This is a genomic window from Sorangiineae bacterium MSr11367 (assembly GCA_037157805.1).
GTDB classification, from domain to species: domain Bacteria; phylum Myxococcota_A; class Polyangia; order Polyangiales; family Polyangiaceae; genus Pendulispora; species Pendulispora rubella.
On record CP089983.1, the window covers coordinates 8,243,244 to 8,263,673 of the forward strand.

The window sequence follows — 20,430 nt, forward strand, 5'->3', positions numbered from 1 at the left end:
AAGAATTTTCGAACGATCCGATCGCGCCGGGAGGTCGTACTGGATTCGGGAGGCGAGAAGTCCCGATGAAAACGAAGACCTTCGCGCTTGGCGCAGTTGCCGCCATGGCAGCATTGGCGAGCGGATGCAGCGATGACGATACGAAGTCTGGCGGAGCTGCTCCTTCGGCCTACGAACGGCTCGGTGGGCACGCGGGACTCCTCGCGTTCGTCAAAAATGAAGTCGAAAACAAGGTTCTCAAAGATTCGGATCTGAAGACCTACTTTTTCAATCAGGTCGCAAATCCAATTCCAGCAGGCCACCCGAGCGCGGCTCAGATCGAAGAGTGTTTCACGCGCTTGGTGGCCTCGGTCGTTCAAGCCGAACAATACCCCGGCGCGGCGGTCCGCGATGCCGCCAATACGAATACGCCGGATTTCACCTGCCGCGATATGAAGTCGTCGCACGTGGGGCTGAACATCGGCGACAAGACGTTCGACAAGTTCGTGGGGGTTCTGGCCGGCGATCTGATGGGCCTCGTGGTGGCCGATGGGACGATGCTCACGGCGGGACACATCAGCCAGAGCGAATACAATGTGCTGGCCAAGGCCCTGACGGATACCAAATCGGCGGTGACCACACCGGGCGCGCCAGCGGGGCCGGGACCGTTCGTTCCCGCCACGCCATCGGCGTACGAGCGCCTGGGTCGTCACCAAGGGCTTTTCACTTTGGTGAAAACCGAAGTGGAGCAGAAGATCCTCAAGGATACGAACCTCAAGACGTATTTCTTCAATCAAGTTGCCAATCCGATTCCCGCGGGACACCCCAGCGCCGGGCAAATCGAGGAATGCTTCACGAGGCTGGTGGCCTCCGTGCTTCAGGCGGAGACGTATCCGGGCACGGCGGTGAGCGATGCGGCGAATACGAAGACGCCGAATTTCACGTGCCGCGATATGGCCTCGTCGCACGTGGGGCTGAAAATCGGTGACAAGACGTTCGATGCGTTCGTCACCATTCTGGCGACCGATTTGATGCCCTTGGTGGTCGCGGATGGGACGACGCCGAAGAGCGGGCAGATCACGCAAGCCGAGTTCAACGCGCTGGCCGCGGCGTTGACCGGTACGAAGTCGGACATCGTGGACCCCAACGCGGCACCGGGTCCGGCGCCGTTTCCGGGATAGCCGCCATGTGGAAATGGGTCGCGGCGGTGGCGGCATTCGTGGCCTTCGCGGTGCTCGGGATTGGCGCATTGCACATGCCCTTCGCGAGGCCGCTGTTGGCGAAGCTCGGGGTTGGCTGTCCGGTGACGAAGGCGACGCCGCGGGCGATCGACGCGGCGCGGGCGATTCCGGCGGCGATGTACCTCGGAAAGCCGGGAGCGCCCGCACGGCCTGCGGCGGGCTTCGAGCTCGAGAAGACGACGTTGGCCGATCTGGCCGCGTGGGCGAAGCGGCACCGGATTTCGTGCGACGCGCTCCACGGGAACGAGACGCTGCGCGCATGCAAAGACGTGGATGCGATGGCCCTCGGGGAGCCGGCGGCGTTTGCACCGGCCGAGGAAGTGACGTTCGAATTTCGCGCGAGCGGTACGCTGGCGGTGGTGACGGTGTTGCGCCGAAAGCTGCCGGTGGCGGAGGCGAACGCGATGGTGGCCGACGTTTCGAGACGGCTGCGCGAGGCGCTGGGTACGCCGTCCAAGAGCGCGGGTGAGAATACCGCGGTCCATTTCGGCAAAGGGCCGCTCCAGGCGTTCCAGGAAGAGTACGAATTTGGCGACTACGCCGCCACCTTGACCGAGACGCGCATCGGCGACCTGGGCATGCTGGTGCGCGAGCAGTATTTCTCTCCGGTTCCGTGATCCGTGTACCGTGAGAGGATGTTCGTCATCGAGCTTATCTACAAGGCGCCGCTGGAAAAGGTCGATGCCGTGATGAAGGAGCATATGGTCTTCATCCGGAAGCACTACGCCTCAGGGCATTTTCTCGTATCGGGGCGGCAAGTGCCGCGCACGGGGGGCATCATCCTCGCCGTGGCCGACGATCGGGCAGAGCTCGAAGCGATCATGCAGCAAGATCCGTTTTGCGCGCACGGACTCGCCGAGTTTCGCATCATCGAGTTTCTGCCCAATCAACGGGCGAAAAACATCGAGGAGCTGATTCGGTGATTACGGCTTGAGGTTGCCGAGGCGGTGGCGGACTTCGTGGCGGGCGCGCGGGTTGGCGGTGAGGTCGCTCTCGAAGGGGACGACGGTGATGTAGCCTGCGCGGTAGTTGACGACTTCGCCGTTTTCGTCGCCGGTAACGGGCTCGAACGGCAACTTGGCGGAGGAGAAGACGCCGGGTGACGTCTCTTTGTACGCGAGGTGGAAGAGGCCCGTCTTGCCTTGGGTGGCCAGGGTGACGCCGGCGATCTTGTCGGTGGGCAACGCAGGGTATCCGAGTTTGAGGCCCACCCCTTGCGGCAAAAGCGCGCCTTCCTTGCTCTTCGTCTCGAGCCGCTCGATGAGGCGCGCCGTGAAGGCGGCCACGCGTTCGACGTGGGCGATGAACGCCGGATCGGTTTTGTCGCGCACGATGGGATCGGCCATCACCGCAATGGAGGGCACACCGCGAATGAGCCCCGCCGTGGCCGCGCCCAGGGTGCCCGAGTAGGGCGCGGACGGGCCGCCATCGAATCCGAAGTTCGGACCGGACACGACGAGATCCGGCTTTTCGCCGCGCGCTTCGAACACTGCGAGCCCAATGAGGACGGACGTCGCCGGGGAGCCTTCGACGGCGAGATCTCCGTCCGCTTGCGTGGTCACGTTCACCGGCGCGGGGCCGGTCACGGAAACGCTGCTGCCGCTGCGATCTTGCGCGGGGGCCGCCACCGTCACGGAGTGCCCGGCGGCGCGCAGGCCACGCTTCATCGCTTGGAGTCCGGGATCGCTGTACCCATCGTCGTTCGACAAAAGGATCTTCAGGGGTCGCGGCGCCGCACGCGGTGTTGTCACGTGTACATCGATATCGAGGCGAATGGGCGCGTCGTCATTTGCATCGCCCAACGAGAGCGACGCCTCACCTTGTCGTACCTGCTCGGGCGCGGCCTTTTCATCACCGGGCTCCTGGCCGGAGCTGCAGCTCACAACGAACAAAATCTGGGCGAAAAGTGAGGGCCACAACCAGCGTCGACGCGTCATCGATGTTGTCTCCTGCGTTGGCGAAAGATGCCGAGCATACGGGTCAGCTGCCATGAAGGCGAGTGTTCTCCGGCCATTCGTCCCAACTGGAAATATCTTTCTAGGCAACGGATGCCACCCATTGGCCGACAGAGAGGCAACATGACCTGGCGCACATTCATCATTGGGCTTACGGCCGTCGCATCGCTCACGGGGTGCGGCGACAATGCCGGCAACGTGGGCCGCGGCCAACCCGATGGTGGACCCGATTGGGGCCCGGCGCCCGAGATCGCGGCCACACCGGAGTTCGATCCACCGGAGGGCACCTTCACGAACGTCCCCCGCGTGACCATCCGGACGGACACACCCGGTGCCACGATTCACTATACGATGAACGGCAGCACGCCCGACTCCACGTCGCCGATCTACACGCTGCCCCTCGCCATTGCCCGAACGACGACCATCAAGGCCATCGCACGCCGGCCCGGCTCTCGCGATTCCGAGGTTCGCTCGGCCACGTACGACATCGACGTTCCCCAGGGCAACGCGGCCCCTGTCCAATTCGAACCCAATACGGGACGCTATTCGAACGACGTGCACGTCACACTTTCGAGCAGCACCGCGGGCGCTACGATTTGCTACACGATCGATGGCACGAAGCCCGCGTGCGCCAAAGGCCCGGGACAATACCGGGACGGGGATGTGCAACTGAGGCGACCGTCTTTTTGCGATGCCACCGTGTCGAATTCGAAGGCCGAAGTTCCGAGTCCGTCCGAATAACAAGATGAGGGTGCAGGTACGCCGCACCTTCGACTTCATGAAATTCGACTTCGATCGGAACCTTTAAAAAAATGGCCTCGTACCCACTTAGTGAAAAGAAGCGAACCATCACATCCCTCGCAGGCGGCCTCGGAATCCTCGCGATGGTGGCGGCGACGGCCACGGTAGGATGTGGCGGCGAAAGCGGAGTGAACATCGGTGCCGACGCGGGGCAGGACGGGAATCCCTCGCAGACCGCCGCCCCTCCTCAATTCGATCCACCCGAGGGAACATATTTCACAGCACAGAGCGTTACCCTTCGGACGGATACGGCCGGCGCCACCATCCGCTACACATTGGATGGCAGCATGCCCGATGCGGCGTCACCCATTTACGCGTCTCCCATTACCGTTGCCAGAACGACCACGTTGAAGGCGGTCGCACGGAAAGATGGCTGGAACGATTCACCCGTTCAATCGAAGGCCTACGTCATCGAGACCCCGAAAGGAGACGTTGCGCAGGTCCAATTCAGCCCCGGCGCGGGAAAATACTCGAACGATGTCGACGTCGCCCTGTCGAGTGGAACGGACGGCGCTACCATTTGCTATACGCTCGACGGCACCGCCCCCGCGTGCGCCGTGGATGCGCAATGTGCACCGGGTAGCCTCACGTACACGTCTCCCCTTTCCATCCCGAAGACAACCGACGTGGTACGGGCAAAAGCTTGCAAGTCCGGAATGCTGCCGGCCGACCCCACACTTGCCCAATACGTCTTCTCAGCTACCGCCCCGGCGTTCGATCCACCGCCCGAGAAGTACGACCCATTGAATCCCGTCCAGGTCAAGCTCTCCACAGGTACGGAAGGCGCCGAGATCCATTACACGATCGACGGCAGCATGCCCTCGTGCAGCAGTCCGAACGTCGTCATCACGAGCGGCACGCTTCCCCCCTTCGAGCGAGATACCCACGTCCAGGCGGTCACTTGCAAGGATCACTACGAATCGAGCGGCGTTTGGGATGCCCATTATGGACACTCGACTTGCGAGGGAACCTTCGGGATCGCAGACCAAAGCGACCTGCAAAAGATCGCCCACTGCAAGGAGATCACCGAGCATCTGTCCATCGGGAGCGGCATCACCGATCTGACGGCGATTCGCCACCTTCAGCGGGTGGGCCAAAACCTCATCGTGAACGCGGGCCCTGGCTTGAAGTCGTTGCACGGACTGGAAGCGCTAACCTCCGTTGGAGGTGACGTGAAGATGACCGGCACCTCCGGCGCCTCGCTTCAACTCGATGGGCTCGACGCACTGCGAACCGTGGGCGGCGAGTTCACGATCCTCGGCACTGGAGTGACGGAATGGTCCGGCCCCCCGCGATTGGCCCAGGTGGGGAGCCTCAGAATCCTCGGCGAGGCGCACTTGCGCCGTGTCGGCGCCTTCCCGGCACTCGCGACCATCGCGAAGAATGTTCTGGTGCAGACGAGCCCCGAGCTGACGACATTCGAAGCGATGACGAATGTAACAACCATGGGCGGCGAGGTGTCGGTGCGGTTCAACAACAAGCTGACAGCGGTATTGGGAGTTCCCCAACAGCTCCATGGCTTGTTCATCTATTCCAATCCAGAACTCACCCGCGTCGTGGGGAAGTCCACCACCGGGATCGAAGGTCCGCTGCAGTTGCAGGACAATCCGAAGTTGGCGGAAGTCGAACTGCCGTACCTTGGCCATGTGACAGGCGAAGTCTTCCTCCAGAATTTGCCCGCGCTTGCATCCCTGCAGGGATTTCGCAGACTCGCCCAGGTCAAGAACTTGGTCCTGTGGGGCGACTTCGGTTTCACCGACTTCCGCGGGCTCGAGGAATTGAGGCACGTTGACGAAATGCTGTCCATAGGCACGTCGAGTGCCGTCGAGCTCACGGGACTGGACCATCTCATCTCGGCGGGGTCCGTCGACATCAGCGGCAACAAGAAGCTCAAGAGCCTGCGCGGGCTCGGGTGGTTCACGCGGGTCTCGTCCGACAAGGGCATCAGCATCTCGGGTAACCCCGAGCTGGCAGACTTGGGGGACTTCTTGGACGTCATCGAGGAGGCGCGCGAGATCCGCATCTCCCGAAATCCCAAATTGACGAGCCTCCCCGGCTTCACCGTACTGAAGAAGCTGCACGAGAAGCTGGAGATCACCGACAACGATGCCCTACCCGCCTGCCATGGGGAGAAGCTCGCCAGGAAGCTGCGCGATCTCGGTTACGCCGGCGAAGTCATCCTTCGGGACAACAACGGGACAGGGACCTGCAACTGAGGGAGAGCTTGTAGCATGCTCGGGGTGTTCGATACGTTGCCGCGCATGAACCTTCGGGCGTACACGTGACCACCCCCGTCCTTCGCCCCTACCAACGCGAGACCATCGACGCCGTGCTCGCGGCGCGGCGGAGCGGCGTGCGGCGCATGCTGGTGAGCCTTCCCACCGGGGCGGGAAAGACGGTGATTTTCTCGCACCTGGCGCGCCTGGCGAAGCGCCAGGTGCTCGTGCTCGCGCATCGGGAAGAGCTACTCGGCCAGGCGCGCGAGAAAATCGAGCGGGCCATGGAAGGGCAAGGCGTCGTCTCCATCGAACGCGGGGCGGAACGAGCCTCGGAGGACGCGAAGGTGCTCGTGTGCTCGGTGCGGTCGCTGCACGAGGAGCGGCTTGCACGCGTCATCCGGGGGCGCGACGTGGGCCTCGTCATCTACGACGAGTGCCACCATGCGGCGGCGGAGGACAACCTGCGCGTGCTTCGCCAGCTCGGCGTCTTCGATGCGATGTGGACGGGAACGCTGCTCGGGTTCACGGCCACCACGGCACGCGGCGATGGCAAAGGCCTCGAGGAGGTGTTCGAGCAAATCGTCTACTCGCGCACGCTGCCGCAGATGATCGAAGAGGGGTACTTGTGCCCTCTTCGCGGATTTCGCATCGCGACCAGTGCCGACCTTCGCCAGCTGTCGCGAACCGCTCTCGATTTTCGCGAGGAGGAACTCGCGGAGGCCGTCGACATCGAAGAGCGAAATGCCATCGTGGCACGATCCATCCAGGAACTGGCCCGCGACCGTCGCACGATTGCCTTCTGTGTCACCGTCGGTCACGCCATCAATTTGGCACGATCGCTCAATGTGCTCGGCGTGCGGGCGGGAATCGTCCATGGAGCCATGCGAAAAGACGAACGCGCCAAAGCATTGGCGGAATTTCGCGAGGGGCGGACTCAGGTGCTCACCAATGTTGGCGTCCTCACGGAAGGTTTCGACGATCCCGGCGTATCGTGCATTGCCATGGCCCGACCCACCCGGTCCGATGGGCTCTACGCGCAATGCGTGGGGCGCGGTACGCGGCTGCATCCCGATAAAAAGGACTGCCTCATTCTGGATTTCGTCGATCTTTCGGATTTGAGCCTCACCACCCTACCCTCGCTGTTCGGCGTTCCGCGGGACTTGGATCTGCGTGGCGAAGATGTGAATGAGGCACGCCGCATCTGGGCGGCGATTCAATTCGACCGGCCGGGTTTCGAATTGGAGGCCGGTGCGGTGACCCTCCCGGAAATTCAAGAGCGCGCAAAGATGTTCGACCCACTGTCCATGCGCATTCATGACGATGTGCGGGCTATTTCCGCCAATGCGTGGTTCTCCTTGGGACGGCATGGGGTGGGGTTGCACTTCGAAAGGAAGCCGGGGACGCCCAGCGAGGCCGTAGTCCTCAAACGCGGCGAGCGCGGCAAACGTTGGGAAGTGAGCGTCGACGGCAAGGTCGTGGAGCGGTTTTCCCGCATGGAAGAAGCCGTTCAAGCCGTCGATTACGAGGTCGAACGAAGGGGCCGCACGGTGGCTGCGTCGGCCCGTGCAGGCGCAGCGTGGCGCCGGTCGAATGCGCCAGTCGCGACACGCGAGGCGCTCAAAGCGAAAAACCCTCCCAGCGGTTGGGCGGAGGTTTTGCAACTCGCAGTTTGGGAGCGGGTGGTCGGACGGTAATCGGCTCGGAGTTGTCCTTCCGCAGATATGGGCGTAGGCTTCGACGAGGAATTGGCTTCATGTACATCGCACGGTGGGACTGGCAGATCGGTATTGCGGTCTGGTGGTTCGAGGGGATCCAGACCGACGCGGAGTGGGAAGAGACCTTCGTCCACCGACGGGATTTGTGCGTGCATAGTCCTTCCCTGCCCTTCCGCCCCGCCGTATTGCTTTACCTGGATAACGATCGGGCGAATGCGCTGCGCCGCAAGCAACTCGCCGAATTGTCGGATCATCCGCACTACAACCCGTACATTGCCTGCGTGGCCAAAACGGAGGAACTCCGCAGCGCGCAAGTGGCCCTGCGCTGGGCGGGTGTGCATCCGAATTACGAGAAAGAGATCTTCCGCGACGTGGAGCCGGCGCTGGCATGGCTGGAGAAGATGCGGGGAACACATCTCGTCCCCCTGCGCCTCATGGTGCGCGACGTGCAGCGGCTTGCTCTGCGGGCGAATGTGACGCGACCGACTCCCGGCTAGGTGGATAGCCGAACATCCGTGAATACTCTCGGCTGAATTGCGAGGCGCTCGCATATCCGACCTGGTAGGCCGCCTCGGATGCGTTGGCCTCGCTCGTCACGAGCAGATGGCGCGCGAGCAAAAGCCTCAAGTGCTTTTGATACTGCAACGGGGACATCGACGTCAGCGCTTTGAAGTGCACATGAAACGATGATTCGCTCATGCCGGCCACCGCGGCGAGCCGCTCGATGCGAATGGGCTGCCGAACCTCCTCGCGGATAATCCGAATCGCCCTCGAGATACGTGCTGCATAGCCATTGCGCCTCACCAGCTGGCGAAACGGTGCACCGTGCGCGCTGGTGACCAACCAGTAATACAGCTCGCGCGCCATCGCCGGGTAGAGCACCGGAATGGCCTTCGGGGTGTCGAGCAGCCGCACGATGCGTGCGGCTGCTTCCGCGGCCGCAGGCGGGATGTCACCCACGAAGTAGCCAAGGGCCTCGGGCTCGGACGGCGCCCCCTCGTCCTCGATGGCTTCGACGACCTCGCGCATGATTCCCAGATCGATGCCGAAGATCACGGCAAGATACGGCGCCTCGTGCGACGCTTCGGTCACGTGGACGGCCACCGGCAAATCGACCCCGATGACCGCGAACTTCCCCGCGCGGTACTTGATGACGTCGGACCCGAGCACGACCTCCTTGCCGCCTTGCACGACGAAGCACACGCCCGCCGACGCGTAGAGGGTACGGTGCGACCGGGCCACGTCCGCATAACGGGCAAAGATCACCGAGGGGATGTCCGTCGCGTATCCACCCTCGAGATTTTCAGTATGGGTATCCGTGTAGCGCTGGATGGCATCTCGGAGTAACTCGAAGGGCATGGGCACCGGGGACTCTAATTTGGGCCACTTGGAGGATTAGGCAAGGAAGCCGGAGGATCGGTTATTTCCCGGCAAGGGCTGGAGCCTCTAGATGCTCCGGCATGAAGCTCGACATCAACGGTGCCGTTCGCGAGATCGACGCACCGCCGGACATGCCGTTGCTCTGGGTGCTACGTGACCTGGCAGGCCTTACCGGCACCAAGTTCGGCTGTGGCATGGCGCAGTGCGGAGCTTGCACCGTGCACCTGGATGGGCATCCCGTGCGAGCGTGCGTGACGCCCGTCTCGGCGGTGGGTGCGCGGAAGATCAAGACCATCGAGGGCCTATCGGGCGACGGTTTGCACCCGGTGCAACGCGCGTGGGCCGAGGCGGACGTGGTCCAGTGCGGCTACTGCCAATCGGGCCAGATCATGACCGCGGTGGCGCTGCTCGAGAAAAAGCCCGAGCCGACGGATGCGGACATCGACGCGGCCATGTCCGGCAACGTCTGCCGCTGCGGAACCTACGTCCGTGTGCGCGAGGCCATTCATTTGGCCTCTCGGTTGAAGCGAGGTGCAAGGTGAACGTCTCGCGGCGAGGTTTGCTGCAGGCTGCGGGTTCCGTCGCGGCGGGACTCGTCATTCCCTTCTACGCCGCACCCGCGCGGATTGCGCGCGCGGCCGCGGCATCGGGGCCGCCGCCGGTGAACGCGTTCTTGCGCATCGCCACCGACGATACGGTGAGCATCGTGCTATCGCACGTCGAGATGGGGCAAAGCATCTGGACGGGTATGTCGATGCTCGTCGCCGAGGAGCTCGATTGCGATTGGTCGAAGGTGCGGCCGGAGCATTCCGGGGTGGCGCCCGTGTACAACCACACGCGCTTTGGCTTCCAGATCACCGGCGGCTCGTCGAGCACCAACAGCGAATTCGAGCGTTACCGCACAGTCGGCGCCACCGCGAAGGACATGCTCGTGCGCGCCGCCGCCGCGCGCTGGAAGGTGTCGCCGGCACGCTGCACGGTCTCGAAGGGCGTCATCTCGCACGGCGCGAAGACGCTCACCTTCGGCCAGGTGGCCGAGGACGCGATGAAGCTGAAACCGCCCGCGTCGGTGAGGCTCAAGGCGCCCGAGGACTGGAAGCTGCTCGGCACCATCGTGAAACGGCTCGATACGCCGGAAAAGATCACCGGAAAAGCCGTATTCGGAATGGATATTTCCTTTCCCGGATTGCGCACCGCCGTGGTGGCCCGCCCGCCGGCCTTCGGGGCGAAACTGGTGCGCTACGACGCCGCTGCGGCATTGGCGATTCCCGGCGTGGAGAAGGTGGTGCCCACCGACCATGGTGTGGCAGTGGTGGCGAAGCATTTTTGGGCGGCCAAGCTGGGGCGCGATGCCTTGTCGCTCACGTGGAGCAAGCCGGAAGGCGGAGGCATCACCGACGCGACCTTGCTCGCCGACTTCGCGGCCCGGGCACGAAAGCCGGGCGCCGTCGCGCTCGACACGGGAAAGGTGGAAGCGGCCATGGGCGCCGCGGCCGCGCGCTACGACGTGCAGTACGACGTGCCCTACCTCGCCCATGCGCCGATGGAGCCGCTCAATTGCACCATCAAGATCGAGGGCAATCGGTGCGACGTGTGGTCGGGCACCCAAGGCTTGACGCTCGATCGCATGAGCGTGGCGCGCGTTCTGGGAATCCCGCCGGAAAACGTGGAGATCCACGTGCCGTTCCTGGGCGGTGCCTTTGGCCGGCGCGGGACGCAGACGTCGGACTTCGTCACCGAGGCGGCCCTCGTGGCCAAGGCGGCGGGTGTGCCGGTCAAAGTCGTTTGGACGCGCGAGGACGATATCCGCGGCGGGTATTACCGGCCAGCCTTCTTGCACCGCGTGCAGGTGGGCGTCGACAAAAGCGGGATGCCCATTGCGTGGGATCACGTCCTCGTGGGCCAATCGATTTTGAGCCAGACGCCGCTCTTCGAGAAGCTGGTGAAGAATGGCGTCGACGAATCCTCGGTCGAGGGAGTCCAGGATTCGCCGTACCTCGAGGCAGTGCCGGCCAAGCGCGTGTCGTTGCACTCGCCCAAACTCGCGGTGCCCATCTCTTGGTTTCGCGCGGTAGGGCATACGCATACGGCGTTTGCGATGGAGAGCATGCTGGACGAGCTCGCCCATGCCGCGGGAAAGGATCCTCTGGCGTACCGGCTCGCCCTGCTCGAAAAGAAGCCGCGGCACGCCACGGCCCTCAAGCTGGCTGCGGAAAAGGGCGGCTGGGGAACGCCGTTGCCTCCGGGCCGCGCGCACGGGATGGCCGTGCACGAGGCCTTCGGCAGCATCGTGGCCCAGCTGGTCGAGGTCTCCGTGGAGCGGCGCACGATCCACGTGCACCGCGTGACGTGCGCGGTGGACTGCGGGACGGCGGTCAATCCGCTCGCGCTCGAGGCGCAGATTCAGGGAAGCGTCGCCTACGCGCTCAGCTCGATCCTTTACGGAAAGCTGACGTTCGTCGACGGCCAGGTCCAGGAGAGCAACTTCCACGATTACAAGACGCTCCGCATGTTCGAGATGCCCCAGGTCGCCGTGCACGTCATTTCGAGCGGCGCCCCCATGGGCGGTATCGGCGAGCCCGCGTGCGCGCCCCTCGCGCCGGCCGTGGCCAACGCGGTCTTCGTCTTGACCAAACAGCGGCTGCGCACCTTGCCGCTTCGCATTGCCTAAGGACGAATCATGATGAAGCGACTTTTCCTCGTGGCGACCACGTTCGCGCTCGGTGCCTGCAGCAATGGTTCGAGCAAAGCTCCCGTGTCGGGCGGGGAGCGTGACACCGGCCTGGTGGCCTTCGAAACGGTGCGCTCGGTGTTGCAGCATCCGCGCTGCCAGAATTGTCACCCGTCGGGCGATGCGCCCCTTCAGGGCGACGATAGCCACGTGCATCTGCAGAACGTGCAGCGCGGACCGGAAGGACGCGGCGCGGTCGGCGCGGAGTGCACGACGTGCCATGGGCCGGCCAATCCGCCGAGCGCGTACGGCGCGCACATTCCACCGGGCAACGCCAAAGGTTGGCACATGCCGGCGCCCGACATGAAGCTGGTGTTCGTCGGGGTGCCGCCGCGGGCCTTGTGCGAGCAGATCAAGGACCCGGCGCGCAACGGCGGCAAGGACATGCGGCATTGCGCACGCACCTGGACGATCCGCTGGTGGTGTGGGGCTGGTCGCCCGGCTTCGGACGCGCGCCGGTGCCGGTACCGCGCGAGCAATTTCTGGCGGCCTGGGAAACGTGGGCACGGGCCGGGGCCCCCTGCCCCAGCGACGGTTAGGCGCGATGCGGGAAACGTACGCCATCGTGGCGGCGGCTGCGCGCTTGCGCGAGCGTCGCATCCCGTACCTGGTCGCGACGGTGGTGAGCGTGCAAGGCTCGTCGTACCGGCGGCCCGGTGCGCGGTTGCTCGTCACGGAGGAAGGTCGCGTGGCCGGCAACGTCAGCGGCGGCTGCCTCGAGCGCGATTTGATCCGCACCGGGTTTTGGCGCACGCGCTCGGGTCCCGTGGTGATTCGCTACGATTCGACCGACCCCGAGGGAACGCAAGGAGCACTCGGGTGCGGCGGCGTCGTCGATATTTTGCTCGAGGCGTGGACCGGCAAGGACGAGGAGGATCCGCTGGGCCTCGTCACGAGTGCGGTCGCATCCGCTCAGCGTGCGCTCGTCGCCACCGTATTTCGCAGCAACGATCCCGGTGTTCCGGTCGGGACGCGCTGGAGCATGGGGACGGCGGAAATCATTCCGGAGCACGCATCCTCGCGCAGGTTGCAGACCGCGCACGGTGCGGCCATCGAAGTGCTCGTGGAGCCGATCCTGCCGCCGCCGCGACTCTTCATCCTGGGCGCGGGCTTCGACGCGGAGCCGGTGGCTGCGTCGGCGCGGCAGCTCGGCTGGGGCGTCACCGTGTGGGACCCATCGCCGTCGTTCGCGAGCCGCGCGAGGTTCGACGATGTGGAGACGGACTTGGAAAAGGTGCGCGCGCACATCGATGCGAGCGATCGCGCCATGGTCGTCATCATGGGCCATCACGTGGAGAACGACCGCGCCGCATTGCGCATGGCTCTGGCTTCGCGTGCAGAATACATTGGCATTTTGGGACCGCGGCATCGCACCGAGAGGCTCGGGACGCTCGAGGATCCGCGCATTCACGCGCCGGTGGGGCTCGACCTCGGTGCGGAGACACCGGAGGAGATCGCGTTGGCCATCACCGCGGAGATGCTGGCGAGCCTTCGACGACGGAATGCAAGGTCGCTCGGGTCGGGTCTTGCATCGCATTCTGAATCGCGAGGGCGCGAACCAACTCGGTCACGCGGCGGTCCTCCTCGTAGCGGCGCTGGCGGGAGAGGAGCGATTCGCGCACGAGCCAGATGACCAGCGGGTACAAGACGAAGTCGACCCCGCGTCCTATGCCCACGAGGTGCGCCAGGCGCCGCGCAATCTCGGGGAACACGATGAGGACACCACCGAGGGCGAAGACGGCGACTTCCACGGCGAGGAGGCGGCGGTTTTTGCCCCGCGCCGTGACATCGTGCACGAGCAATGCGCCGAGAAAGAGAAGCAGCGCAACGGCGGCAGGGGTCATCTCGGCATTCATCGGGCCTCCCTCTGGTCTCCAAAGAAGAATGCACGAACGAGATCGGCAAGGATGGCGAAGGCCCCCGTCGCGCGCTGGCCTTTGGCGAGCGACGCGTCCGTGTAGCGGATCGAAACGGGAACCTCGACGACGCCGAGCTTCGGCGCCGTGCCGCGGCTGGACAGATGCCGCGCGATCCAATGGGTGATTTCCGTGGCGTGGGCCATGCGATTTTGCCGCAGGCGCATCTGCTCCATGGCGCGCCGGCTGAACCCTCGAAGGCCGTTGTGCGCATCGGAGAGGCGCAAACCGGTGGTCCATCGCTCGAAGTGGCGCGCAAGATGGAGCAGCAGCCGGCGTGAGGCCGGCATGTTCGAAGCGCCGCCGAACCGGTCGCCCAGGGCAATGTCGGCCCCTTGAAAGATGGCATCGGCGAGCGCGAGCACGTCGGTGGCGGCGTGCTGGCCGTCGGCATCCATGGTGACGAAGGCGTCGAACGGCGGGGCGATGGAAAGCGCAAGACGCCGCGCCGTTTCCAGGGCGGCCCCCTGCCCCAAGTTGAGCACGTGGCGTGCGAACACGAGATGGACTTCGTGCAACGTTTTCGCTGCGAGCTCGAAGTCGACCGGGGTATCACTCGCATCATCGACCAAAATGACGGTGATGCTGACGGAGACGCTGCCCGATTTGGACATTCCCGCAATTTCGGCAAGCGTGCGCGCAAGCCGATCGCCTTCGTTGAATGCGGGCATCAAGATGGCCAATCGCTTCACGGCGGGGCGAAGATAGCACGGCATGGCATTCAAAATCGTCTTCACGGTGCTGGCCATTGCATTGGCCATCGGGCTCGGCCTGGGGGCGGCGCTCGATGTGTCGCAAGCATGGGACGTCTGGGCGTATCACCTGCCCTTTGCCGCTCGGCTGGTCGGGATCGCCGATGCCGGCTCCTACGCCTTCAGCGCGGAAAACGCGGCGCGTTTCGCGGGGTTTCCGCTGGTGGCGGAGGCACTTCAAGGGCTGTTTTGGCGGCTGACGGGCAGGCCGGAGTCAGCGAACTTCGTGGCGCTGTCGTCGCTGTTCGCGCTGGTGGGCTACCTCACCCGCGTGCACCGCGTTCCGGCGGCGGTGGCGCTGTTGGCGTTCTTGGGAATTCCGCTCGTGCAGACGCACGCGACCGGGTGTTACATCGACCTGCCGTCCAATGTTTGCGCGGTGTTGCTGCTATTGACCGTATACCGGGGTGTGGTCCGGCGGGAGCAGGTCACGCTGCAGGCGCTGGTGTTGGCGGCGCTGGCGGCGAATATGAAGTTTCAATTGCTACCCATCGTGGTGGTGGCGCTGGGGGTGCTGTTCCTTTTCTCGCAACGGCGATGGATGCTCGTCCTGGCGGTCCCCATCGTGTTGGCAACGCCGATCAAGAATGTGGTGATGCACCACAATCCGGTTTGGCCGGTGGAGGTGCATGCATTGGGCATCGATTTTCCATATGCCGAGACGGCATATGCCTCGAGTCCCGTGTACCTCGAAAAGGTATCGCGGCCGCAGCGCTTCGCATGGTCGGTGCTCGAGGTGGGGCTCGCCCCCATCGAGAGCCAGCGGCGATGGTCGGTGGATCAATACACGCCGCCCAGCGAACCGGGGTACCGCATGGGGGGCTTCTTTGGCGCCTACGTCGCGGTGAACCTCGCGGCGTTGCTCGCCTATGCGGCGTGGAAGCGTTCGCGTGCGGCACTCCTGGCGGTGGCCTTCGTCGGCGGCGCCACCGCTGTGACGTGCATGCTGCCGCAGTCGCACGAACTTCGTTATTACCTTTACTGGATGCTGCTCCTCGTCAGCATGAACCTCGCATTGTGGGCGCCGGAATTTCCGCGGGCGACCGGGCTGGTGGCGGCGTGCGCGTGCGCGGTCGTTCTCTGGGGCACGTCGGCGCGGTACGTGTACCCATCGGGCGACTCGTTCGCCACGCTCGTGCACGACAAGGTAGACCGCGCCCTTCTGGATCGGGCCGCGCCCGGGCAGCCCCTCTGCGTCGCGCGCGAACCGTGGACCTTTCTCTACGCGCCCATGTTCCACCCGGAGCGCCCGCCCTACACCGTGCAAGAGGCCACACGCGAATCGGAGTGCACGCGGTGACTACTCCGTCTTGTCGCCCAAGGATTCGAGCATGCTGCGGAGGAGATCGGCGAGCGCGGTGCGCTGGGGCTTCGTGAGGCCGACGAGCAAACGGTTCTCGGTCTCGATGTGGTGGGGCAAGGTTTGGTCGATGAGGATGCGGCCTTTCTCGGTCAGGGTCACGTAGACGCCACGGCCATCGGATTCGTTGGGCGTGCGCTTCACCAGGCGGCGTTCCTCGAGCCGGTCGAGTCGCTGGGTCACGGCCCCCGAGGTCACCATCGAGGCGCGCATCAACTCGGCCGGCGTCAGACGAAAGGGCGGACCGCTGCGGCGCAGGGTCGCCAGCACGTCGAAGGAGGAACGGTCGAGCCCGTGGGCTTCGAAGTTGCGGCGCAGTTCGGTATCGACCCGCAGCGCCAGCCTCGAGAGGCGGCCGACGATGGCCATGGGGGACACGTCCAGGTCCGGGCGCTCCTTTTTCCATTGCTTCACGATGAAATCGACGTGGTCGGCCATGGACCACCCCTAGCAAATGTCTTAGCGGTGAGATAGATTATCTTAGTGCTAAGTAATCGCCTTGGAACGGTGCTGGTCACCGCGCTCGCCCCGATGATCTGGGGCACCACGTATTTCGTCACCACGCAGCTCTTGCCGCCGGGTCGGCCGCTTTTGGCCGGCGTGCTTCGTGCCCTTCCCGCGGGCATCCTTCTCGTGGCCCTCACGCGCCGCCTGCCCCAGGGGTCGTGGTGGTGGCGGGCCCTCGTGCTTGGCGCGCTCAACATCGGCGTGTTCTTCGCGCTCCTTTTCGTTGCGGCGTATCGCCTGCCCGGCGGGGTCGCCGCCACCCTCGGCTCGCTGCAGCCGCTCGTGGTCATGGGGCTTTCGGCCGCGTGGCTCGGTGAGCGCATGTCGCTCCGCAAAGTGGGGGCCGCCGCCGCGGGTGTCGTCGGCGTGGCGTTGCTCGTCCTTCGGGCGAATGCACGGCTCGATGCCATCGGCCTTGCCGCGGCCCTTGGCGGAACCATCGTCATGGGCACCGGCGTCGTTCTCAGCAAGCGATGGACCTCGCCGGCGCCGCTGCTCGCGACCACGGGCTGGCAACTCATCGCGGGCGGCTTGCTGCTTCTCCCCGTGGCGCTTCTCGTCGAAGGGCTTCCGTCAACGGCGTTGAGTACGGCCAACGTCGCGGGTTACGTGTACCTCTCCACCGTCGGCGCCGCACTCGCGTACGCCCTTTGGTTCCGCGGCATCCGTGCGCTCTCGCCGACGCAAGTCACCTTTCTCGGGTTGCTGAGCCCGACGGTCGCCACCGCCGTGGGCTGGCTGGCCCTGGGCCAGAGCCTCACGGCGGCGCAAGTGCTGGGCGGCGTGATCGTCCTCGCCTCGCTGGTGGCCGCACAATTAAGGCAGCGCAAACGCGACGAGGTAGTCGCCCGGCGGCCGGTCGAGGAAGATGCTTCCCCCCGCCGCGATGAGCACGAACTGCTTTCCGCTCCGTGAGCGGTACGTCATGGGCGTGGCCTGTCCGCCCGCGGGAAGCGGTGCGCGCCACAGCTCACGCCCCGTGCTGCTGTCGAATGCGCGAACGGCATCGTCCGACGACGCCCCCACGAACACCAAGCCGCCGTCGGTCACGATGGGACCGCCCATGGTGCGTGAGCCCCACCGTGCCGAACCAGGAATGGACTCCAAACCGGGCATCCGCCCCAGCGGCACGTCCCAGCGGATGCCGCCGGTCTTCAGATCCACCGCCACCAACTTGCCCCACGGCGGCTTGGTGCAAGGCAGGCCCATATCGGGTCCGGTGAGCAAGCGCCGCCCCATGCGGTAGGGGGTACCCGGCTGCTCGCCGATCTCCTCCCCCGGGAACGGTTGGTACGGCTCATCGTGCGGCAGCAGGCGAACGACCTGCGGGAACCGATTGACCGCCGTAACCAAGATTCCACGGTTCTCGTCGACGGCCACGCCACCCCAATTGGTGCCGCCAAATGCGCTGGGGAAGTGAATCGATCCCCGCTTGCTGGGCGGGGTAAAGATGCCGTCCGAGCGCAGGCCCGCGATGGCTTTGACGCAAAAGGCATAATCCCGCGGGGTGAGGCCCCAGGCATCCGCCACCGTGATCTGCGTGTCGCCCACCAGGTTCGGGGTGGCCACCGGGAACGGCTGCGTGGGATACGCCTGCTCCCCAGGAATGTCGCTGGGCGGCACCGGCCGCTCCTCCACCGGGAAAAGAGGCTCCCCCGTCTCGCGGTCCAAAAAGAAGACGTGTGCCTGCTTCGTGGCCACGGCCACCGCATCGATCGACCGGCCATGACGGCGAATCGCGGTGAGTGCGGGGGGTGCGGCGATGTCGTAATCGAAAATATCGTGGTGGCTGGTCTGAAATGCCCAGACGAACTTACCGGTCGAGGCTCGCAACGCGACCATCGAGTTCGCGTGGGGATTCGCACCTTTGCGCAGGCCTCCGTAATAATCGGGTGCCGGTGCGCTGGTGGGCAAGAACACCAAATCGCGGTCGGTATCGACCGCAATGACGCTCCATACGTTGGCCGCCTGGGTGCGCGCGGCGTCCTCCGGAGACCATGCGTCATAACCTGGATCGGATGCATTTCGCGGAATGGGATCCCATCCCCACCGGCGTTCACCGGTGCGCACGTCGTAGGCGCGGACAATGCCGCTCGGCACGTCGACCCGCGAATCGTCGGCCACGAGCGAGCCCACCACGACGACCCCGTTCACAATCGAGGGAAGCGAGGTTACGCCGTAGTGGCCCGGCGTAATGTTGGAAATTCCCTCCGCGAGGTTCACCATACCGCCCTGGCCGAAATCGGTGCACGGTGTCCCGTTTTTCGCGTCGATCGAAATGAGCCGGGCATCGAGTGTGGCCAGGAAAATGCGTTGCTGGCAGGGCCTGTCCTCCGCGGCCTCGGGATCCGCCCATGCCGCCACGCCGCGGGATGTCAGACCGATGAAATACTTGGTATCGAGATTCAACTTCGGATCGAAGGTCCATCGGACCTCGCCGTTCTCTGGATCCAATGCGAAAACGCGATTGTATCCGGTGCTCGTGTATATCGTATTGAAGACGTGGAGCGGCGTGGATTGAAACGTGCTTTTGCTCGCGTGCTGCGTTCCGTCGGACAAATCACCGGTCCGCAACGTCCACGCTTGCTTGAGTCGTGAAACATTGCGGCGCGTAATCTGCGCCAGCGGCGAATGACGCGCGCCACCGGGATCGCGACCGTATGCCGGCCATTCTCCATCGGCTGCGCTATCTATTTTGCTTTCGGCGAAGTCCTGCTCTTCGTCGTCATATGACGAGCTATCGCAGTTCCATCCGCCGACCGCGAGCCAAACCAATGTAAGCGCGTATGAGGTATTTCGTCGAACGTTCACGACTTCCCCTTTGGGCGACGAGGCCTTGACCCGCCCCAACCCAGCTAGCCTGCCGCACCTGACAACACGGTCAGGGGCAAACCACTCAGACTAGGCAAACGAGGCAAACTAGACCGGAGGTAAGCGGTGGCATCTGTCGCGATAAGAACTACACCTTCCGCCCGTCCGCGTGCAGGTGCATCAACGCGTTTCCAAGCATAGCACCTTTTTTTGATATGCACTCCCAAATGAGCCTGCTCGATGTGCAACGGCCAACTCTAGCCCACCGCAACTCCGTACAGGGATCGCGAGTTTCTCCTCGGTCATTCGCGGGCTTATCGACTATCTTATGCATGTACGATGCAGCCGAAAGACGAACCGCGGTCCAGCGGAGGGGGTGAGCGGCGAATTCTGGTCGTGGACGACAACGTCGCCATTCACGATGTCTTCCGCACCTTGCTTTGCCCAAAACCGACCAATCCCGAGCTCGACGAACTCGAGGCCACGCTTTTCAAGCGCAGCGATGCCGCGGCTAGCTCGACGCCGACTCCATCCTCGTCGCCCTCCTCGTCTCCGTCGTCGTCTCCGTCCCTGAGAACCGCGGCGCGCTTCCAGGTCGATGCGGTCTCCCAGGGTCGCGACGGGTACGAGGCGGTCGTTCGCGCACGGCGCCTCGGCAAGCCCTACGCGCTCGCGTTCATCGATATGAGGATGCCCCCCGGCTGGGACGGAGTCGAAACGGCGGCGCACATGTGGAAAGAAGATCCCGATCTCGAGATCGTGATCTGCAGCGCCTACTCCGACTATTCGTGGCACGACGCCATCCGCCGCCTCCGCCGCCCCGAGCTGCGCCTCCTGATGAAGCCCTTCGAGAGCAAAGACGTGCTCGACCTCGCCTGGACCCTCACGGGCAAATGGATCCGCCGCCGCTCCATGACCCCATAGCCGGCACTGCGCCCTCCCAGAGAATTGAACAGGAAGGCGGGAAGGCGGGAAGTTTTTTTGGTTTTCATTTGACCCAATGGGCCAAATGAAAACCCAAAAAAGCCTAGGCACACGGTGGGATTCGCGTCGTTTCCCTTCC

At 64.4% G+C, this 20,430-nt stretch carries 20 protein-coding genes; 15 read left to right on the forward strand and 5 right to left on the reverse strand.

Annotated features, from left to right (window positions below; all coding sequences use genetic code 11):
• Positions 1–65: 65 nt before the first annotated feature.
• The 3 genes from LVJ94_31985 to LVJ94_31995 are packed head-to-tail and all read left to right on the forward strand — an operon-like array spanning position 66 to position 2,143.
• Complete coding sequence (locus LVJ94_31985) at positions 66–1,160, forward strand: hypothetical protein (protein WXB01527.1); 1,095 nt, start codon at positions 66–68, stop codon at positions 1,158–1,160.
• 5 nt (positions 1,161–1,165) lie between these two features.
• Entirely contained in the window at positions 1,166–1,837 is a 672-nt protein-coding gene (locus LVJ94_31990; protein ID WXB01528.1) for a hypothetical protein, read from the forward strand.
• A gap of 18 nt (positions 1,838–1,855) precedes the next feature.
• Positions 1,856–2,143 (forward strand): YciI family protein, encoded by a 288-nt coding sequence (locus LVJ94_31995; protein WXB01529.1) that lies wholly within the window; start codon positions 1,856–1,858, stop codon positions 2,141–2,143.
• On the opposite strand, the gene LVJ94_32000 is transcribed toward LVJ94_31995, so the two are convergent.
• Positions 2,144–2,971: a 5'/3'-nucleotidase SurE gene (locus LVJ94_32000; protein ID WXB01530.1), complete on the reverse strand. Its 828-nt coding sequence runs from the start codon at positions 2,969–2,971 to the stop codon at positions 2,144–2,146. It lies immediately after the preceding gene.
• Between LVJ94_32000 and LVJ94_32005 the strand changes: the two genes are divergently transcribed.
• From LVJ94_32005 to LVJ94_32025, 5 genes are all read left to right on the forward strand, one after another.
• Positions 2,972–3,130 (forward strand): hypothetical protein, encoded by a 159-nt coding sequence (locus LVJ94_32005; protein ID WXB01531.1) that lies wholly within the window; start codon positions 2,972–2,974, stop codon positions 3,128–3,130.
• A gap of 168 nt (positions 3,131–3,298) precedes the next feature.
• The gene (locus tag LVJ94_32010; protein WXB01532.1) at positions 3,299–3,916 is read left to right on the forward strand and encodes a chitobiase/beta-hexosaminidase C-terminal domain-containing protein; all 618 of its coding nucleotides are present in this window, start codon (positions 3,299–3,301) and stop codon (positions 3,914–3,916) included.
• 71 nt (positions 3,917–3,987) lie between these two features.
• A complete protein-coding gene (locus tag LVJ94_32015) occupies positions 3,988–6,192 on the forward strand; it encodes a chitobiase/beta-hexosaminidase C-terminal domain-containing protein (GenBank protein ID WXB01533.1) in 2,205 nt (734 codons plus the stop codon).
• A 65-nt stretch (positions 6,193–6,257) separates the two neighbouring features.
• A complete protein-coding gene (locus LVJ94_32020) occupies positions 6,258–7,889 on the forward strand; it encodes a DEAD/DEAH box helicase (GenBank protein WXB01534.1) in 1,632 nt (543 codons plus the stop codon).
• Positions 7,890–7,948: 59 nt separating this feature from the next.
• A complete protein-coding gene (locus LVJ94_32025; protein WXB01535.1) occupies positions 7,949–8,407 on the forward strand; it encodes a hypothetical protein in 459 nt (152 codons plus the stop codon).
• On the opposite strand, the gene LVJ94_32030 is transcribed toward LVJ94_32025, so the two are convergent.
• On the reverse strand, positions 8,343–9,269 hold the full coding sequence (locus tag LVJ94_32030; protein WXB01536.1) for an AraC family transcriptional regulator: 927 nt from the start codon (positions 9,267–9,269) through the stop codon (positions 8,343–8,345). The genes LVJ94_32025 and LVJ94_32030 overlap by 65 nt on opposite strands.
• 101 nt (positions 9,270–9,370) lie before the next feature.
• On the opposite strand from LVJ94_32030, the gene LVJ94_32035 reads away from it, so the two are divergent.
• From LVJ94_32035 to LVJ94_32050, 4 genes are all read left to right on the forward strand, one after another.
• Positions 9,371–9,832 carry a (2Fe-2S)-binding protein gene (locus tag LVJ94_32035; protein WXB01537.1) on the forward strand — a complete coding sequence of 154 codons (462 nt, stop codon included), beginning with the start codon at positions 9,371–9,373 and terminating at the stop codon, positions 9,830–9,832.
• A complete protein-coding gene (locus LVJ94_32040) occupies positions 9,829–11,961 on the forward strand; it encodes a xanthine dehydrogenase family protein molybdopterin-binding subunit (GenBank protein WXB01538.1) in 2,133 nt (710 codons plus the stop codon). The genes LVJ94_32035 and LVJ94_32040 overlap by 4 nt, the downstream gene beginning before the upstream one ends.
• 452 nt (positions 11,962–12,413) lie before the next feature.
• Positions 12,414–12,560: a hypothetical protein gene (locus tag LVJ94_32045; GenBank protein WXB01539.1), complete on the forward strand. Its 147-nt coding sequence runs from the start codon at positions 12,414–12,416 to the stop codon at positions 12,558–12,560.
• A gap of 5 nt (positions 12,561–12,565) precedes the next feature.
• On the forward strand, positions 12,566–13,654 hold the full coding sequence (locus tag LVJ94_32050; GenBank protein WXB01540.1) for an XdhC family protein: 1,089 nt from the start codon (positions 12,566–12,568) through the stop codon (positions 13,652–13,654).
• 219 nt (positions 13,655–13,873) lie between these two features.
• Here LVJ94_32050 and LVJ94_32055 read toward each other — a convergent pair whose 3' ends face one another.
• Positions 13,874–14,629 (reverse strand): glycosyltransferase family 2 protein, encoded by a 756-nt coding sequence (locus tag LVJ94_32055; protein ID WXB01541.1) that lies wholly within the window; start codon positions 14,627–14,629, stop codon positions 13,874–13,876.
• Positions 14,630–14,651: 22 nt separating this feature from the next.
• On the opposite strand from LVJ94_32055, the gene LVJ94_32060 reads away from it, so the two are divergent.
• Positions 14,652–15,989, forward strand: coding sequence for a hypothetical protein (locus LVJ94_32060; GenBank protein WXB01542.1), 1,338 nt, complete (start codon positions 14,652–14,654; stop codon positions 15,987–15,989).
• Here the strand turns inward: LVJ94_32060 and LVJ94_32065 are convergent, their stop codons facing one another.
• Positions 15,990–16,487, reverse strand: a complete 498-nt coding sequence (locus LVJ94_32065; GenBank protein WXB01543.1) for a MarR family transcriptional regulator — start codon at positions 16,485–16,487, stop codon at positions 15,990–15,992.
• 45 nt (positions 16,488–16,532) lie between these two features.
• On the opposite strand from LVJ94_32065, the gene LVJ94_32070 reads away from it, so the two are divergent.
• Complete coding sequence (locus LVJ94_32070) at positions 16,533–17,471, forward strand: EamA family transporter (protein ID WXB01544.1); 939 nt, start codon at positions 16,533–16,535, stop codon at positions 17,469–17,471.
• Here LVJ94_32070 and LVJ94_32075 read toward each other — a convergent pair.
• Positions 17,373–19,367 (reverse strand): pyrroloquinoline quinone-dependent dehydrogenase, encoded by a 1,995-nt coding sequence (locus LVJ94_32075; protein WXB01545.1) that lies wholly within the window; start codon positions 19,365–19,367, stop codon positions 17,373–17,375. The two genes, LVJ94_32070 and LVJ94_32075, sit on opposite strands and share 99 nt — an antisense overlap.
• Before the next feature lie 339 nt (positions 19,368–19,706).
• Here LVJ94_32075 and LVJ94_32080 point away from each other — a divergent pair, with 339 nt between their 5' ends.
• Complete coding sequence (locus LVJ94_32080) at positions 19,707–20,291, forward strand: hypothetical protein (GenBank protein WXB01546.1); 585 nt, start codon at positions 19,707–19,709, stop codon at positions 20,289–20,291.
• Positions 20,292–20,430 lie beyond the last annotated feature (139 nt).

Excerpts from the sequence above, each read along its gene's own strand:
- LVJ94_32025 (WXB01535.1), top strand. The coding sequence starts at position 7,949 with ATGTACATCGCACGGTGGGACTGGCAGATCGGTATTGCGGTCTGGTGG.
- LVJ94_32080 (WXB01546.1), top strand. The coding sequence starts at position 19,707 with ATGCAGCCGAAAGACGAACCGCGGTCCAGCGGAGGGGGTGAGCGGCGA.
- LVJ94_32030 (WXB01536.1), bottom strand. The coding sequence starts at position 9,269 with ATGCCCTTCGAGTTACTCCGAGATGCCATCCAGCGCTACACGGATACC.
- LVJ94_32065 (WXB01543.1), bottom strand. The coding sequence starts at position 16,487 with ATGGCCGACCACGTCGATTTCATCGTGAAGCAATGGAAAAAGGAGCGC.
- LVJ94_31990 (WXB01528.1), top strand. The coding sequence starts at position 1,166 with ATGTGGAAATGGGTCGCGGCGGTGGCGGCATTCGTGGCCTTCGCGGTG.
- LVJ94_32050 (WXB01540.1), top strand. The coding sequence starts at position 12,566 with ATGCGGGAAACGTACGCCATCGTGGCGGCGGCTGCGCGCTTGCGCGAG.
- LVJ94_31985 (WXB01527.1), top strand. The coding sequence starts at position 66 with ATGAAAACGAAGACCTTCGCGCTTGGCGCAGTTGCCGCCATGGCAGCA.
- LVJ94_32015 (WXB01533.1), top strand. The coding sequence starts at position 3,988 with ATGGCCTCGTACCCACTTAGTGAAAAGAAGCGAACCATCACATCCCTC.
- LVJ94_32060 (WXB01542.1), top strand. The coding sequence starts at position 14,652 with ATGGCATTCAAAATCGTCTTCACGGTGCTGGCCATTGCATTGGCCATC.
- LVJ94_32035 (WXB01537.1), top strand. The coding sequence starts at position 9,371 with ATGAAGCTCGACATCAACGGTGCCGTTCGCGAGATCGACGCACCGCCG.
- LVJ94_31995 (WXB01529.1), top strand. The coding sequence starts at position 1,856 with ATGTTCGTCATCGAGCTTATCTACAAGGCGCCGCTGGAAAAGGTCGAT.
- LVJ94_32010 (WXB01532.1), top strand. The coding sequence starts at position 3,299 with ATGACCTGGCGCACATTCATCATTGGGCTTACGGCCGTCGCATCGCTC.